This window comes from Ohtaekwangia koreensis, assembly GCF_900167975.1.
GTDB lineage: Bacteria > Bacteroidota > Bacteroidia > Cytophagales > Cyclobacteriaceae > Ohtaekwangia > Ohtaekwangia koreensis.
Map to the genome: position 1 here is coordinate 722,140 of NZ_FUZU01000001.1, position 14,921 is coordinate 737,060.

The 14,921-nt window shown below is 41.2% G+C and carries 16 protein-coding genes; 4 read left to right on the plus strand and 12 right to left on the minus strand.

Annotation, left to right across the window (positions count from 1 at the left end):
• Window positions 1–113: 113 nt before the first annotated feature.
• The 10 genes from rnhA to aroQ all read right to left on the minus strand — a co-directional run bounded on the left by rnhA (window position 114) and on the right by aroQ (window position 9,117).
• Window positions 114–563 (minus strand): ribonuclease HI, encoded by a 450-nt coding sequence (gene rnhA / locus B5Y40_RS03140; RefSeq protein ID WP_079685245.1) that lies wholly within the window; start codon window positions 561–563, stop codon window positions 114–116.
• Complete coding sequence (locus tag B5Y40_RS03145; protein ID WP_079685246.1) at window positions 560–1,132, minus strand: MarC family protein; 573 nt, start codon at window positions 1,130–1,132, stop codon at window positions 560–562. Before B5Y40_RS03145 ends, rnhA begins: the two co-directional genes overlap by 4 nt.
• 66 nt (window positions 1,133–1,198) lie before the next feature.
• Window positions 1,199–1,906: a porin family protein gene (locus tag B5Y40_RS03150; protein ID WP_159453588.1), complete on the minus strand. Its 708-nt coding sequence runs from the start codon at window positions 1,904–1,906 to the stop codon at window positions 1,199–1,201.
• Window positions 1,907–2,097: 191 nt separating this feature from the next.
• Complete coding sequence (locus B5Y40_RS03155) at window positions 2,098–3,507, minus strand: hypothetical protein (protein ID WP_079685248.1); 1,410 nt, start codon at window positions 3,505–3,507, stop codon at window positions 2,098–2,100.
• Between the two features lie 128 nt (window positions 3,508–3,635).
• Window positions 3,636–4,169 carry a carbonic anhydrase gene (locus tag B5Y40_RS03160; protein WP_079685249.1) on the minus strand — a complete coding sequence of 178 codons (534 nt, stop codon included), beginning with the start codon at window positions 4,167–4,169 and terminating at the stop codon, window positions 3,636–3,638.
• Window positions 4,166–6,376, minus strand: coding sequence for a SulP family inorganic anion transporter (locus tag B5Y40_RS03165; protein WP_079685250.1), 2,211 nt, complete (start codon window positions 6,374–6,376; stop codon window positions 4,166–4,168). The genes B5Y40_RS03160 and B5Y40_RS03165 overlap by 4 nt, the downstream gene beginning before the upstream one ends.
• 8 nt (window positions 6,377–6,384) lie before the next feature.
• The gene (locus tag B5Y40_RS03170) at window positions 6,385–6,759 is read right to left on the minus strand and encodes a hypothetical protein (RefSeq protein ID WP_143785582.1); all 375 of its coding nucleotides are present in this window, start codon (window positions 6,757–6,759) and stop codon (window positions 6,385–6,387) included.
• 179 nt (window positions 6,760–6,938) lie between these two features.
• Window positions 6,939–7,280: a hypothetical protein gene (locus tag B5Y40_RS03175; protein ID WP_143785583.1), complete on the minus strand. Its 342-nt coding sequence runs from the start codon at window positions 7,278–7,280 to the stop codon at window positions 6,939–6,941.
• 152 nt (window positions 7,281–7,432) lie between these two features.
• Window positions 7,433–8,488, minus strand: a complete 1,056-nt coding sequence (locus tag B5Y40_RS03180; protein WP_079685253.1) for an aminotransferase class V-fold PLP-dependent enzyme — start codon at window positions 8,486–8,488, stop codon at window positions 7,433–7,435.
• A gap of 197 nt (window positions 8,489–8,685) precedes the next feature.
• Window positions 8,686–9,117 carry a type II 3-dehydroquinate dehydratase gene (aroQ, locus tag B5Y40_RS03185; protein WP_079685254.1) on the minus strand — a complete coding sequence of 144 codons (432 nt, stop codon included), beginning with the start codon at window positions 9,115–9,117 and terminating at the stop codon, window positions 8,686–8,688.
• Between the two features lie 71 nt (window positions 9,118–9,188).
• Between aroQ and xerD the strand changes: the two genes are divergently transcribed.
• Window positions 9,189–10,097, plus strand: a complete 909-nt coding sequence (gene xerD / locus B5Y40_RS03190; protein WP_079685255.1) for a site-specific tyrosine recombinase XerD — start codon at window positions 9,189–9,191, stop codon at window positions 10,095–10,097.
• Window positions 10,098–10,214: 117 nt separating this feature from the next.
• Window positions 10,215–10,769, plus strand: coding sequence for a DUF4136 domain-containing protein (locus tag B5Y40_RS03195; protein ID WP_079685256.1), 555 nt, complete (start codon window positions 10,215–10,217; stop codon window positions 10,767–10,769).
• A 50-nt stretch (window positions 10,770–10,819) separates the two neighbouring features.
• Here the strand turns inward: B5Y40_RS03195 and B5Y40_RS03200 are convergent, their stop codons facing one another.
• Window positions 10,820–11,332, minus strand: a complete 513-nt coding sequence (locus tag B5Y40_RS03200; protein ID WP_079685257.1) for a porin family protein — start codon at window positions 11,330–11,332, stop codon at window positions 10,820–10,822.
• Window positions 11,333–11,442: 110 nt separating this feature from the next.
• Between B5Y40_RS03200 and B5Y40_RS03205 the strand changes: the two genes are divergently transcribed.
• The gene (locus tag B5Y40_RS03205; protein WP_079685258.1) at window positions 11,443–12,501 is read left to right on the plus strand and encodes a quinone-dependent dihydroorotate dehydrogenase; all 1,059 of its coding nucleotides are present in this window, start codon (window positions 11,443–11,445) and stop codon (window positions 12,499–12,501) included.
• Here B5Y40_RS03205 and B5Y40_RS03210 read toward each other — a convergent pair.
• Complete coding sequence (locus B5Y40_RS03210) at window positions 12,485–12,940, minus strand: lipocalin family protein (RefSeq protein WP_143785584.1); 456 nt, start codon at window positions 12,938–12,940, stop codon at window positions 12,485–12,487. The two genes, B5Y40_RS03205 and B5Y40_RS03210, sit on opposite strands and share 17 nt — an antisense overlap.
• A 215-nt stretch (window positions 12,941–13,155) precedes the next feature.
• Here B5Y40_RS03210 and B5Y40_RS03215 point away from each other — a divergent pair, with 215 nt between their 5' ends.
• Window positions 13,156–14,883 carry a hypothetical protein gene (locus tag B5Y40_RS03215; protein ID WP_079685260.1) on the plus strand — a complete coding sequence of 576 codons (1,728 nt, stop codon included), beginning with the start codon at window positions 13,156–13,158 and terminating at the stop codon, window positions 14,881–14,883.
• The last annotated feature ends 38 nt before the right edge of the window (window positions 14,884–14,921 follow it).

The window sequence follows — 14,921 nt, forward strand, 5'->3', positions numbered from 1 at the left end:
CCAATACTTAGTAACAGATAAACAACAAAACAAATGCATGTAGTGTATGCAGGTGTTTTTAAAACGATTTAGCAGGATTGAAATGGTGAACAGGTGTTGAGGAGGCTGCGATATTATTTTCGTTCGTAGGCTTCATCAATAAGAAGCCTGGCCCCGCGCGCAGCTTGCACAGCCAATTGATCGCATCGTTCATTTTCCGGGTGGCCTGCATGGCCTTTCACCCAGGTAAAACGGGGCTGAAATTTTTGATGAAGCGGTATATATTGTTGCCACAGGTCGGCATTCGCCTTGTCTTTGAAATTCTTTTTCTGCCAATTCCAAAGCCAGCCCTTCTCGATGGCATTGATCACATACTCGGAATCAGAATACACCATGATGGGAATGCCTTCCTTTTTTATAGCCTGCAATGCTTTGATCACTGCAAGCAACTCCATCCGGTTGTTGGTTGTAAGTCTGAAACCTTCGGATAGTTCTTTCGCAGCATCTTTGAATTTCAAGATTGCACCGTATCCTCCCGGACCAGGGTTGCCTTGTGCTGCGCCATCGGTATATATTCTTATCATAAAGCGAGTGCATGTGTTTTAAAGATCTTTACGGCAATGGCGAGCAGTATCACTCCGAATACTCTGCGCAATACAGCAAATCCTGATTTGCCAATCACGCGTTCCAGCCATACCGAAGAGCGAAGCACGAGGTATACAAAGATCAGGTTAAATAAAATGCCGACAAGAATATTCGCTTCCTGGTAAACGGCACGTAAAGAAAGTATAGTGGTTAATGTTCCTGCTCCTGCGATTAATGGAAAAGCAAGTGGTACAATTGAGCCAGATCCTTTCGCATCCGGATCGTCTTTAATCAATGTAATGCCCAATATCATTTCCATGGCAACGATGAAAATTACAATGGCACCTGCCAACGCAAAGGACGCAACATCTAATCCAAATAATTTTAAGATGGATTGTCCTAAGAATAAAAAGCCCACCATCAAGGCAGCCGATATTATAGTGGCTTTCTCAGCCTGAATTCTTCCTTCACGTTTCCGGATTGTTATAATGAAAGGGATTGATCCCAGAATATCAATGACCGAAAACAGAATAAGTGTGACCGAAAATATTTCCTTGAAATTAAACATGCCACAAAATTAACGAAAAAAGCCAGATGAGAATCTGGCTTTTGAGAGGGACTTTGCTATAGCACACTAGTTGAAAAGGATGGGCACGCCCACTGTAAATTGTAATACTCGGTTCTTGCTTTTTTCCTGATGATTAAGGTTAGTGAGGCTCATGCCATAACGCACATCAAATGCTATACGCTTGGCGATTGTTATACCGGCACCACCTTGTAATCCGAAGTCTATATTATGATCGAAGTTAGTTGTGTTAGTTTCATCACTATCATAAAAACGGATGTCGCCTTTTGTGTCGGTGGTTTCATCGTATTCAAAATCATCCATTATATGCATCTTGCTTTTATAGCTGCCATCAAGTCCGAATGCCAGTGAAGGTCCGGCATGTATAGCAAACCGCAATAGGTCTGATCCGAATTCGTATTTAGCCAATACAGGTATTTCCAGGTAGTTGATTTTATACTCTTGTTTCGTGGAGATATAGTACTCTGATTCGCTGCCTGAAAAATCTCCGGTAGCATCTACCTTAAATCCTTTTTGAATAAACGACAGCTCTGGTTGCACAGAGAAAATTCCTTTTCCAACGGTTCCCACCGGTATAGTATATGCTACACCAATGACGAACCCGGTTTGTGATTTAACGTTGTTATCCATTTCCTTCACAAAGTCATCGGCATCCAATGTGGTAATGGTAAGTCCTGCCTTGGGTATAAATGTCTGGGCATGCGCCAGCGTTATACAGGTACATAATAAAAGTAAGATTAAAGCTTTTTTAGACATGGTTAGAATTTTGATTTTTGCATGCATACGGATGCAACGGTAGGGCTGGTTGCAAAAACACATCATTATGTAGCGGTATAAAAACAAAATGCCGGACGTTCGCCCGGCATTTACCTACCTAACCTAATCTAAACCTATTGGAAGAACCGGGTAACGGTAGTATTACCCAAGTGTTTTTAATTAAAAATCTATTAGAAAAATATCTGGTATTGAAGTAACACCTGTCCTTTGTTTCCGGTTTTTACATAATCACCGCTCTGGTTTTCATACGTTGGTCTGTTCTGATAATCAAGCGTGATTTTGCTTGAGTGACCTTTGATAAACCAGTTAACCCCCACGTCCCATACATTCATGTTATCATCAAGTCGATCGAAGTCAGCACTCATCAAAGAAGCGTAGGGCATCAACGTTCCGTTGCCTTCCCCTAAAAGATCTTTCTTCAGTAAGTATCCAATTTGTGTATATAATACCTGGCCAGTACCAAACATCGGGAATGCGTTACCTTGAGTTCCGGATATATACTGTGACCCGGTGACACCGTTGGCTGGGTTCATTATACCATTGAAGCGAAGATAGTTGGTGCCATAATCGAGGTTATAGTATCCAGCATAAGCAGAAAGTGCAGTTCCTTTTTCCGTATTGAGCGGAGCATCATAGAACAATGCTGCAGACCACAATTTCATATTCTGATAATCGGTAGTGATACCTCCATCATTCGAAGTCCACATCGCATTCTTCTGTGTTATGAAGCCTGCTTCCAGGTTGAAAATTTTCTTCTTGCCTAAATATGTACCCGTCATGTAAGGCGTAGTGTTGGTTTCTTTATCAAAGAAATTCCACATGAAGAAACCTTGATATTGCTTGTGATGTCCGGTTTGAGCAAAGGTTGCATTAGGACCTATAGCAGGTGCTGCAGCTCCATTGCTGGTTACAGGAAATGGATCACTCAACACAACACGGTAATCAAATTTGCCAACCTGACCACGTGCATATACACTTAGCTTGCGTGAAAATTCATCCGTTTGGTCTACAGTGGCCTGAGCAAATACAGGAACGTCCAACGTCATGATACTTCCTATACTTGGCTGACTGAATCTTGAAAGTCCGTTGGCGATTGTTAAACCTCCACCTAATTTTAGCTTGTCGTTATCTTTCCATACTTTATATTCTCCTAAAGCATCGTGAAAAAATACCTGGAATTTACGGTTGCCACTATTCGTAGCATTTTGTCCGGAAAGGAAGTTGAAATTGTTTTGTCCGAATTGAGTATAGAAGAAAACGTGATCCGTTAACTGACCATAAAATTGTATACGCGTTCTTCTCAATCCAATATCAAAGGTCTGCTTGGCAGCATCTCCTAATACGGTTGTACCCGGGTTGCTATCGTTGTAACGAAGCCACACTTGATTTAGAAAAGTCCACTTTAAATAATGACTTCCGTCTTCGTTCAACTTTAATTTCAATTCCTCAATTGTATTGGACTTTGGTTTAGGCTGCGCTTCTGTCGTAGCCTGAATCTCAGGCTGCGTCTGTGTTTGTGCCGAGACAACAAAAACCGGTAAGGCCATCCCTGTCAGGATAGCAAATACTATTTTTTTCATGCTGGGATTTTAGGGTTTATCATGAGCTTTTTTTATCCACGTATTGCCGCTGTATTTAGATGCAAACAGATACTGAAGTCACGCTCAAAATTATTTTTATTTTAGCAGGTATATGTCCCGCTCGTGGATTAATTAAATGAAACAATGTGGTTATACGAAACTCCATTGTAAAATACCTGTAAAGCTTCTGTTCCTTTTGCTGCCTTTAATATACCGACAACCCGGAGTTGTTTTCGGTATACACGCTCACGAATGAAATCATATGCAAGCAACAAATTACACTGTTGAATTACGTTGAGTTCAAGCAATGCTTTTTCAAAGAATGCTCTGTTCACTTCAAAGTTGTTTATAGAGAAACGGCGCAAATTGAAGGAAAGATCTTCAGCCAACGGTGGGGCTGAAGTTTCTTCCTGTATCTTTTTGATCGCATCCGGATGATTGCTTCCAACGATCACAATTTGTTTACAGCCTTTCTCTTCCAGGTAGTGCTTTAAGCTTCGAAGCTGCAGGTCGCTATGCCCTTGCAGAACGTTACCGGGAGAGCTGATCAAAAAAACATTATTATTCCATTTCCTCTTTGCACCCTCTACATTCTCATGGCATGCCATGATTAGTGTCTTCTCTTCCCAAAGTAACGATCTGTAAGACATTAGGCTCTTCATATAGATGCGTGTTGCACCTGATGTTTATTGAGTATATCTACGAAGCCTTCTACAAATTCGATGGCACCTTTCACTTCTTCCGGAGTGAGTTCTTCGCGTTTTTTATATACCAACAATTTATTACGATGTGATTCAATGTGGATCTCTTCCTGGTTCTCCAGATAAGCCAGCGTACTTTCACTAAAGAATTCACGTACTGCCGATTCGTTATTGCCACGCAGGTAATACTTCTTTGAGAAGAGTGGGTGATCCTTGAAGTCTATATCTTTTCCGAATGTCAGTTCAGATAATTTAGTCCAAAGCCCTTCTGGCTCTAATGCAAAATCAGGAATAGTAAACTCCAGGTCAGATACATGCAGTACGCTGATGTGTATATCGCTTTGTTCCTGACGTGCACCTTCGCTAAGTATAATATCAGCGATTTCGATTTTTGCATGGTCGCTATATTTTACCAATACGTTTTCTTCGTATACAATACGGTTGCCTTTTTGAATTGGAAAATCTTTATACTTCGCAGCATTGCGAACTTTCTGAGGATAGAAGTTCAAATCATTTTTATCGGCCAGCTCACGAAGAGAAATTTGACGCGGTGTAAGTCTGATCTCAATTTTAGTAGCAGAATCTTTTGACATTTTGCGGCCCGCCAGCGGGTGATTCGAGAACGGACTGAATTGCTCAAGACCGGTCCACACAACTTTGCCACCACTCTGATGGTAGTCTTCTTCGAAATGGTGCAGCTGCTCCATGAAAGAGTGATCCACCAGTTTTGCATTTGAAAAATTAAACGTGATGAGTTTTCCTGGTTTAAAATGTCCGAAGAGTTTTTTATATCCTAGGAAATTTGAAAATGTAGCAGCGCCCTTTACGTTTATAGTATATTCATCATTTGTTTCATGAAGCACATAATCGGCTTTGAACAAACTTGAAATCGGTGCACCGTTAATAATGTGGAAGATAAATTTAGTAAGTATACCGGCAGCAACACCAAGTAACAAATCTTCTGATACCGTTACGATAATGGTAACCACGAAGATCACAAACTGCTCAGGACCGATTTTATAGGTACCTATAAATTCTTTGGGTGATGCAAGACGATAAGCAACGGCAATCAGCATAGCAGCCAGTGCCGCATTCGGAATCATTTCTATTACTGGTATAAGCAGCAGCATCGATACGAACAAGAACAATCCGTGGAAGAAGTTCGACCAGCGTGTACGCCCACCGTTGTTAACGTTCGCTGAACTGCGCGCAACTTCAGAGATCATCGGAAGTCCTCCTAATAAACCAGCGATTCCATTTCCAAGTGCTAAAGCTTTCAGGTCTTTATTATAGTCTGATTTACGTTTCCATGGATCAAGACCATCTATAGCTTTAACCGTTAACAAAGACTCAAGGCTGTTCACAAACAAGAACATGAACACATATTTCCAAAAAATGAATGTGTTGATGGCTGCAAAACTTGCGCTGAATGTTACGTTCTTCCAGAAGTCACCAACTGAAACGAGTGAACCTTTATACAGGCCTTTGAAGTTCAAGACTAAAGCTGTAGGGATCATGATCAATAACACCAGCATCGGAGCAGGTACTTTCTTGAATACACCACCAAGCGCAGGCAATCCGAAGATGATCACTAAACTTAACAGACCTACCAGTGCTATATGCCAATTTGCATTCGCAATGAATACCGGTATGTGAGTATATAATTGTATAGGGCTCAAGCCTTTGGTAAGTGCAGAGTCAACACCCAGTAACACGGGAAACTGTTTCGCGAAAATAAGAACGCCAATAGCAGCCAGCATACCGTGTACAGCGGAGTGTGGAAAGAAATCGCTGAGGGATCCGAATTTCAAAAATCCGAATAGTACCTGTATCAACGACATTACAACGACAGCACCACACGCCAGTTGTGTTGCAGATACGCCAGGTATACCCAGTCCGCCTAAATCGGCAACAGCTCCAGCACATACGGTGATCAAGCCGGCAGCAGGGCCTTTAATGGTGAGCCTGCCACCTTGAAATATACTTACTACTAAACCGCCAATCATCGCGGTGAGCACACCCATGGCAGCATCGAAGCCGCTGGCCTTGGCTATACCAAGACTTAAAGGAAGTGCTAATAAAAATACCAGAAACCCGGAGAGCGTGTCAGCTTTCCAGTTTTCTTTTAAGCCAGCGAGGCCATCTTTTGGAATATTTAAGGTTTTCATGTTTTAAATTATAAGCGTTGGGTAGGAAGGGATGTCAGATATAAAAAGTCAATTCCAAAGTTTTTAGCGATCTCAGATTCGAATGAATACATCGAGTGAAAATCTTTAGAGAGCGATAGCAGTTGCTTTTTATCTCCATCCATGAGTTCATGACTCAGGATCTTTATTTCACCAGTATTGATATCGTTTATATAGCAGATGAATTTTAATCCATCCCCATCCGGATAAGCTATATACTTCGAACATTGATTACTCTTCTCTTCGAGAAGCTCTGATACGATCATGTAGAAGTGGCTATAGAATAAAACCGGAATTTCAATTAATGAAACTGTTTCAGGATTCTTCACGGTCAGATAATGGGGCGAGCCTATTGTTCTGTTCATAAAAAGAAATACTAATTGAGAGAGTTGAGATCTCTGACGAAACCGACCCGGCCAAACTATAGTTGGGGAGAATTGATCAGGTCGGCTGTATCAGAAAATAAACTAAATGGAATTACGCAGCGATGCCGTATAGCATGAGCGTTGCAGGGACAAGAATGTCGGCCTGTAGTGGAAAAAAATCAAATCAGGAAAACGCTGTAGAGCGTAAACAGCGGAGGCTGGTGGTCTATTCGATCACCAAACGAGAATGGTGTGAGTTTGCTTTCGTGCAGTTGAGTAAGAACGAAAGAGTGATCTGTAAAATCAATGAGCGGGAAAAAGTCAACGAGGTCAAGGACATCAGCTTTATACTCTTCTGTTTCGTCCTTTTCTTTTAATAACTGTGGAATTACGATAGAGCTGTGATGTGCATGAACTACAACACCGTGGTTGTCTTCATTCATACTTCCATTTTGCGTCACCACTGTAAAAAAGGCCGGTGACAGAAATTGGAATAGCAACGCTATAAGCACTATTCGCATAAGTTGTCGTGAGATTCCGGCCATGTTAACGTATCGTGATTGCAAAGGTCAATAGTTTTTCAACAAATATTATGCAGTGAATATATTATTTTTTTTAATGTAAGACATATATCTGTTTTGTTATGTTTCCAACTAACGTTTGCGCCATACATCTAATACTTCTCTAGGAACTTCATTAACGTCTTGATCTCTTTGTCTTTTAATGCCGGAAAATTAGCAATCCGGAAGGTTACGGGCTTAAAGGTGCCATATCCTTCTCCCAATAAAATACCTTCTTTCTTCGCGCTCTTCTTAATAGCACTCACTGTATTTTCATCGGCCGTTACCGGGATAACAGTATGCGATTGAACCCCTTCTTCAGTAACAAAGTGTTGTATGGTTTTTCGTTGTTTTAAAAAATTGACCCAGTTAGTGTACCGATTTAAGGTTATGTCATGTGTGGTTTTTATGGAGTCCATATTCTCGAGCACGCGCATCAGTAAATAAATACCGAGCACGTTTGGCGTAAAAGGAGTCTGCCATTTGTCCATCATCTCTATCATGAACGGAAGACTGTTGTAGTGATTTTTTTCGTTTACAGTTTTTACGCGCTCTATAGTTTGTGGTGAACAAACCATGATTCCTAAACCGGCAGGAAGTCCAAAACATTTTTGCACCGATGCCAGCCATATGTCCGCAGCCTTGAAGTCAAGATCAATTCCTGCCATAGATGATGTAGCGTCAATTGCTACCAGGTAGGAGGGATTGTTTTTTTTGATTGCCCTTATAGTGGCGTTCGTTACCTGCGTGCCGTTTGATGTTTCATTTTGAGTGATGCAGATAATACCTTCTTTCAGATCAAAGATCAGTTTCTTGGCATCCAGCTTTTCATTCACATTAAAAGGTAACGGTTCTGCAAACGGTCGGATTCTTTTGGTATAGTCAAACCATTTTTGCCCAAACGAACCATTATATAAATGATAACTCTTATCCGTTACTATAGATTGAGCAATGATCTCCCAGCACTCCGTAGCTGACGAAGTAAAGAATACAGTATAATTCTTAGGGATGTTTAGTTTTTGCTTTAGCAATTTTATAGTCTGTTCAGACATCTTTACGAAATCATCACTGCGATGATTGATGCTCATGATGCCCAATGCAAAAGCATCTTTTACATATTTTGGTATCTCATCATACACACGGGAGGGGCCTGGATAAAAAGAGATCATGGTGTTTTTTGTTTATGCTTAATGGATCAAAGCTAATAAATTATGCCATGCAAGTTTGCTGCAACATGGGCAACGTCCTTCAACTAAAGTATATTTCCTAGAACCTATGGCTGGTTCAGATCAGCTTATGTTTCCTGGTTCTGAAATAATTCGTTTTACACGCGTGTAATTACAAGTATATATTGCTCTAACGCAAATTAACTTTTCGCATGTACTGATTTGAAATACTCAATTGCGAGCGCATATCCCTCCATACCAAAGCCCGTCATCATGCCTACACATTTAGAAGTGATGAGACTTTTGTGGCGGAATTCTTCGCGCGCATATACATTCGAAATATGAACTTCTACAGTCGGAGTTTTAATCGCACCAATAGCATCGTGAATCGCTATAGAAGTATGTGTATACGCTCCTGCATTGATGATGATTCCATCGAAATTAAAACCGGTCTCGTGCAGCTTGTTAATGATCTCGCCTTCTACGTTCGATTGATAGTAATGAAGTTCGCAAGCGGGAAAGCGCTTCTTCAATGTTTCAAAAAAATCATCGAAAGAGATATTGCCATAGACAGTAGGTTCACGCTTGCCGAGCAAATTTAAATTCGGGCCATTGATGATCTGTAATTTCATTTCAGTTGTGATATTAGCGAAAGTTAAAGGCATGATTGAAAAATAAAAACTTCTTTCTCTTAATATTGAGTATGAATTGGGAAATGCAGGTTCGTCATTTTAGTAATTACCTGAAGATAGAACGCTCGCTGGCTGCTAACTCGGTGGAAGCTTACATTCATGATGTACAGATGCTGCAGCAATTCATTGCCATGAAAGATCCGCAGCGCTCACCACTCCAGGTTACGACCAAAGTGTTGCAGGGATTTCTGGAGTATATCAACGAACTAGGAATGAGTGCCTATAGCCAGGCGCGAATACTTTCCGGTATTAAAGCATTCTATAAGTATATGTTGTTTGAAGAGTTGATCGATAAAGATCCTACAGCATTAATTGAAGGACCTAAATTAGGACGTAAGTTACCGGATACGTTGAGTTATCCGGAGATTGAAAAACTTTTCAATGCCATTGATATGTCTTCTGCAGAGGGAGGACGCAACCGTGCTATGCTGGAGGTGTTGTACAGTTCCGGTTTGCGCGTGAGTGAACTCACGGATCTTAAAATGAACAATGTTTATTTTGATATAGGTTTTCTCCGCATAGTGGGTAAAGGAAATAAGGAACGTCTGGTGCCCATTGGACGTGATGCCATGAAGTTCCTTAAAATTTATATTGATGAAATTCGCGGTAAACATCCGCATAAGCCGCCGCAGAAAGATTCAGAGATTTTTGTGTTTCTGAATCGTAATGGTAAAAAGCTCACCCGCGTGATGATCTTCACCATCATCAAGCGCCTGGCATCCAGTATTGCGCTAAACAAAACAATCAGCCCTCATACGTTCCGACATTCATTTGCAACACACCTGATAGAAGGTGGTGCAGATCTGCGTGCCGTTCAGGAAATGTTGGGCCATGAATCGATTACCACCACTGAAATATATACTCACCTTGATAGAGACTATTTACGTCAGGTGATCCAGGAGTTTCATCCACGTTCATGAATTTTGTAAATTACAGTAGAGCGTTAGTAGGTAACAAGGTTTGGTGTTACCTTCACGCCTGAGTATTCGTAACGTTAGACTGGCAATGTGTTGTTGAATGCTCGTAATTATATACAAATGAAAAAATATACTATATCCACTGTTTTATTATTCTGTAGCCTTTCAATCATGGCGCAATCTTTCAAGATTGTGAAGGCCCCGAATGTTGACGTTTCCGTGTTCGAGACTTTTACGGTCGCAAGAGGTGAGTTAATAACACCGAAAGACGAGCGGAAGATAAGCGAAGATGAACTCTTTAAAAAAATGAAGACTGCTATTGTTACAGAGTTTGAAGCAAAGGGATATCGTTTTGTGGATGACTCGTCAGCACAGCTTATTGTAAGTTATGTTACGGGATCATTCAAACTTACCAATTCTGAAAATCTGGGTCCGTTAGGCGAGACTCCTGCATCTACTGCAGCGGATGTTGATCAATCGCGCTCGTGGTCACGTGATTTTAGAGAGAGCTTACTTGAAATTCAAGTAAGTGATCTGCGTTCAAGCAAAGAGCTTTGGAAAACCAGTGGCACCATTTTGATTGATTCCAGTGACACCAAACTGATTGATAGCTCGGTATATAAAGCGCTTAAGAAATTTCCGAAGCGTAAGAAGAAAGTTAATAACGAACCATAAAAAATGCCTGACTGCGAAGCCAGGCATTTTTAGTATAAGTATATAGCGTATTAGCGCAGGTTGAATTTTAAACCAGCAGAGATTACGATTTGGTCAAAGTCACCAATGGTTGCACGAATTTCAGAAAAGGGTACGAAACTTTTGTTTACTTCAAAGTTGATACCACCACCAACGTTTAAACCGATTTCAACATCGCTGTTGTCATTGACTCTGTTGTCATCCCAATCAGTATGCCAACGCGTAAAGTTTAATCCACCAAAGCCATAGAACTCAAAGATGTCTTTGTTGTAAAAATAATAGTTAGCATTCACGTTTACTTCAAGGAAGTTAACATCGTATGGTCCGCGATCTTCAGGGAAATAAAGGATGAACTGAGGAGAAATCGTTACTTTCTTTGCTACTTTAAATTCACCGATTCCGCCAATTCCTACTTCATCAATGTCGCCTGATGCTGCTGCCAAAAAGAAACCTAAACGGTTCTTAACGGCTTCCTGTGCCTGCACATTGTTTGCGAACGTAAGGGCAAAGAATGTGATTGACGCAATAACTAAAAGTTTTTTCATAGATAAGCTAAAAGTTTATTTAGGCCGCGAACATACTATTTTTTAACATTAACAATAGGTGAATTCCGCCAGTAGTTATTATCCTTGCCTAACTGTATATCTTTGTCTTTATGTACAAATTGTTTGTCCGCCCGCTACTTTTTCTCGTCGATCCGGAAAAAATTCACCACCTCGTTTTTACAACTCTCCGCATAATAGGAAGAATACCAGGGGGTAAGGCTTTGCTCCATGCTTTGTTTGGTTTTGAAGATCCGCAACTGGAACGTGTAATTTTTGGATTAAGATTTAAAAATCCTGTAGGCCTTGCTGCCGGTTTTGATAAGGACGCCAGACTTATTGATGAAATGAGTTGCCTGGGGTTTGGATTTACCGAGATCGGTACGTTAACCCCCAAACCTCAGCCGGGAAATGATAAACCCAGGCTATTTCGCCTTCCACAAGATCAGGCGCTTATTAACAGAATGGGTTTTAATAACCAGGGAGCACTCAATGCTGTTAATCGTCTACAGTCCAGAAAATCATCTATACTGGTAGGCGGTAACATTGGTAAAAATAAGGTAACGCCCAACGAACAAGCTTTGGAAGATTACGCTTCTTGCTTTGAAGCGCTATATCCGTATGTAGATTATTTTGTGATCAACGTAAGTTCTCCCAATACACCTAGCCTGCGTGAATTGCAGGAGAAAGAGCCATTGCTAAAATTGTTGAGCCATGTAATTGAACTCAGCAAGCAAAAAGAAAAGTATAAACCGGTTTTATTAAAGATAGCTCCTGATCTTTCGCCTTCACAGCTGGATGATATTGTTGCTATACTAAAGGAAACAAAAACCGATGGCGTGATTGCTACCAATACAACGATAGACAGAAGCGACTTGATTACAAGCCAGGAAGATATTGCAGCTATAGGAAATGGTGGCTTGAGCGGTAAGCCTCTTACACAACGATCTACCCAGGTAATTGCATACCTGCGCGATAAACTCGGAAAGAATTTTCCGATTATAGGAGTTGGCGGAATAATGTCTGCAGAAGATGCTATAGATAAATTAAAAGCCGGTGCAGACCTTGTTCAGGTATATACCGGCTTTATATATGAAGGGCCTTCGCTGGCCAAGCAAATCAATAAGGAAGTGCTGCAATATGAGCAGGCGAAGATCAGGGCAAAGCGTTGAAATATAGTGTAGCCTTTATAGTACCTTCTATTTCCGTGCCACTGTCAGGATCTTCATACGTTCCGTTGCGCTCGGTATATAGTTCGAGTTTAGTTTCGGATATTTCTTCTATAGTGTAATCACCTGAAAGATCAATACCTTCAATGGAAAAGTCTGCGGTAATGGTTATGGTGTTACCACTCTGTTTCCAGGTGCCTGTAGCAGATTGTCCTTCGTCCTCGATAGTCACCTCGCCTCCGCTCTTAAATTCAATAACAGCATCGAATGTATCATCTTCTTCACTTCTTACCGTAACGCCAAACGCTTCCAGTTTTACTTCCAGTAGTGTTCCCTGCCAGCGACCTTGCACGGAGCGTGTTTCCTCATCATCGTCATCACAGGCACATACTGCAGAAAGCAACATGCCAAGAAACAGGTAGGTACTAAATTTTCGTTTCATACTTTTTTGTTTTTATGTTGATGGAGAAATCCTGGAAACAAATACGTTAAATTATTATGCCTGGAGATATGAATTTCGACAGTATAAATGAATTCTGTAACCTGCCGCTTTAATTCTCTTTAGAATAAGTTGTCTCCATTAAGGTTCATGTCTCAACATTTCGTAACTTTTATCGTAAGCGTGATAAGTAAATCAAATCCTGTAAAACCCCCGTCATGAAAAATACCCTTTCCCGAAAAGTAATTGTTATACTGCTTCTCGCCGTAACCATTTTGTGGTCATGGAAAGAATCAGAAGGACCTGATAAGATTATGTATACCCGGCCCGCTGAGACAAGAATAACCATGTGCGGTTCTTTTTCATTTGACGGTCTCGATACTATATATACCAAGGCGACATTGCTACCGGGACTTGGAGATCTCCATTATCCGGTCACCACAAAATCACTTCAGGCACAAGAGTTTTTTGAACAGGGCCTGCGGCTGATATACGGTTTCAATCACTGGGAAGCGATTCACTCTTTTCGCGAAGCAATACGACTTGATCCTGATTTCGCGATGGCATATTGGGGTCTTGCATTAGCGTACGGTCCTAATCTGAACGATGTAAATCCGAAAGACCGTGAGCGGATCGCATTTGAAGCAGTGCAAAAAGCAAAGGCGCGTACAACGCCTATATCTCAGGTTGAAAAAGATTTTATTGATGCTATAGCAGCACGCTATAACGGTAAGGCTTATGATAATCGCGATTCCTTGAACAGGGCCTATGCAGATGCCATGCTTCGCTTGTCTAAAAAGTATCCGGACGATGCGGAGGCACAAACGCTTTGTGCAGATGCTATTATGAACACAATGCCGTGGGATTACTGGAATAAAGATGGTTCATCGAAGCCTTCTATAGCAGAAGCGAAAGGTATATTAGAAAATGTAATGCGTAAGTTTCCCAAACACCCGGGAGCTCATCACCTATATATACATCTTGTAGAAGCATCTCCCACTCCGGAGATCGCTTTGCCGAGTGCGCAGTTCTTAGAGACAGCGATGCCGGGAGCCGGTCATTTGTTACACATGCCTTCGCATATTTATATCCGCACTGGTCAATACGCGCGCTCGATCGAGATGAACGTAAAGGCCGTTAAAGTTGATGAGGAATATCTTTCCGCGTCCGCGAATCAAGGGATGTATCGTATGGGCTACTATCCTCATAATATAGACTTTATAACGTTTAGCTCCTATATGGAAGGCCGCAGTAACCTAGCTATTCAAAATGCACTGAAGCTTGCCTATAAAGGAAATATAGTCGTGGCCACAAACCCTGTTTTTGGTCAGTACTTTGGCGTTGAGCCGATGCTTGCTTATGTACGATTCGGAAAATGGACGGATATACTTTCGTTACCGGCTCCGGATAAAAATCAAATCTATACGCAGCTCATCTGGCGATTTTCCAGAGGTATAGCCTTTGTTCGTGCAGGAAATACGAATCAGGCAACAGTAGAATTATCGAAGCTTGATTCTTTGACGAAAATGGACACGCTGCAATCCGTATACTTTTCTTTTAATCCGGTATCTGCAATAGTGAAAGTACCGCTACATATTTTACGTGGTGAAATTTTCCTGAAACAAAATAAATTGGAAGCAGGGTTGGATGCATTACGCGAAGCTGTGAAAGCAGAAGACGATCTCCGGTATATGGAGCCACCTGACTGGAAAATTCCTGCACGTCATTTTTTAGGGGCGGCATTGTTTGATGCCGGTCAATTTGCAGAAGCAGAACAAGTATATCTGATTGATTTGAAGAGCAATCGCGAGAATGGATGGTCGCTTATAGGCTTACAAATGAGTCAGCAAAAGCTTGGCAAGAAAGCCGAAGTAATCGCTACCGCCAAGCGATTCTCTAAAGCATGGAAGAATGCAGATATAGTGGTGAATGCTTCCCGGTATTGAATAGTATATAGTATGGATTGTAAGGCTATCTGAACAAT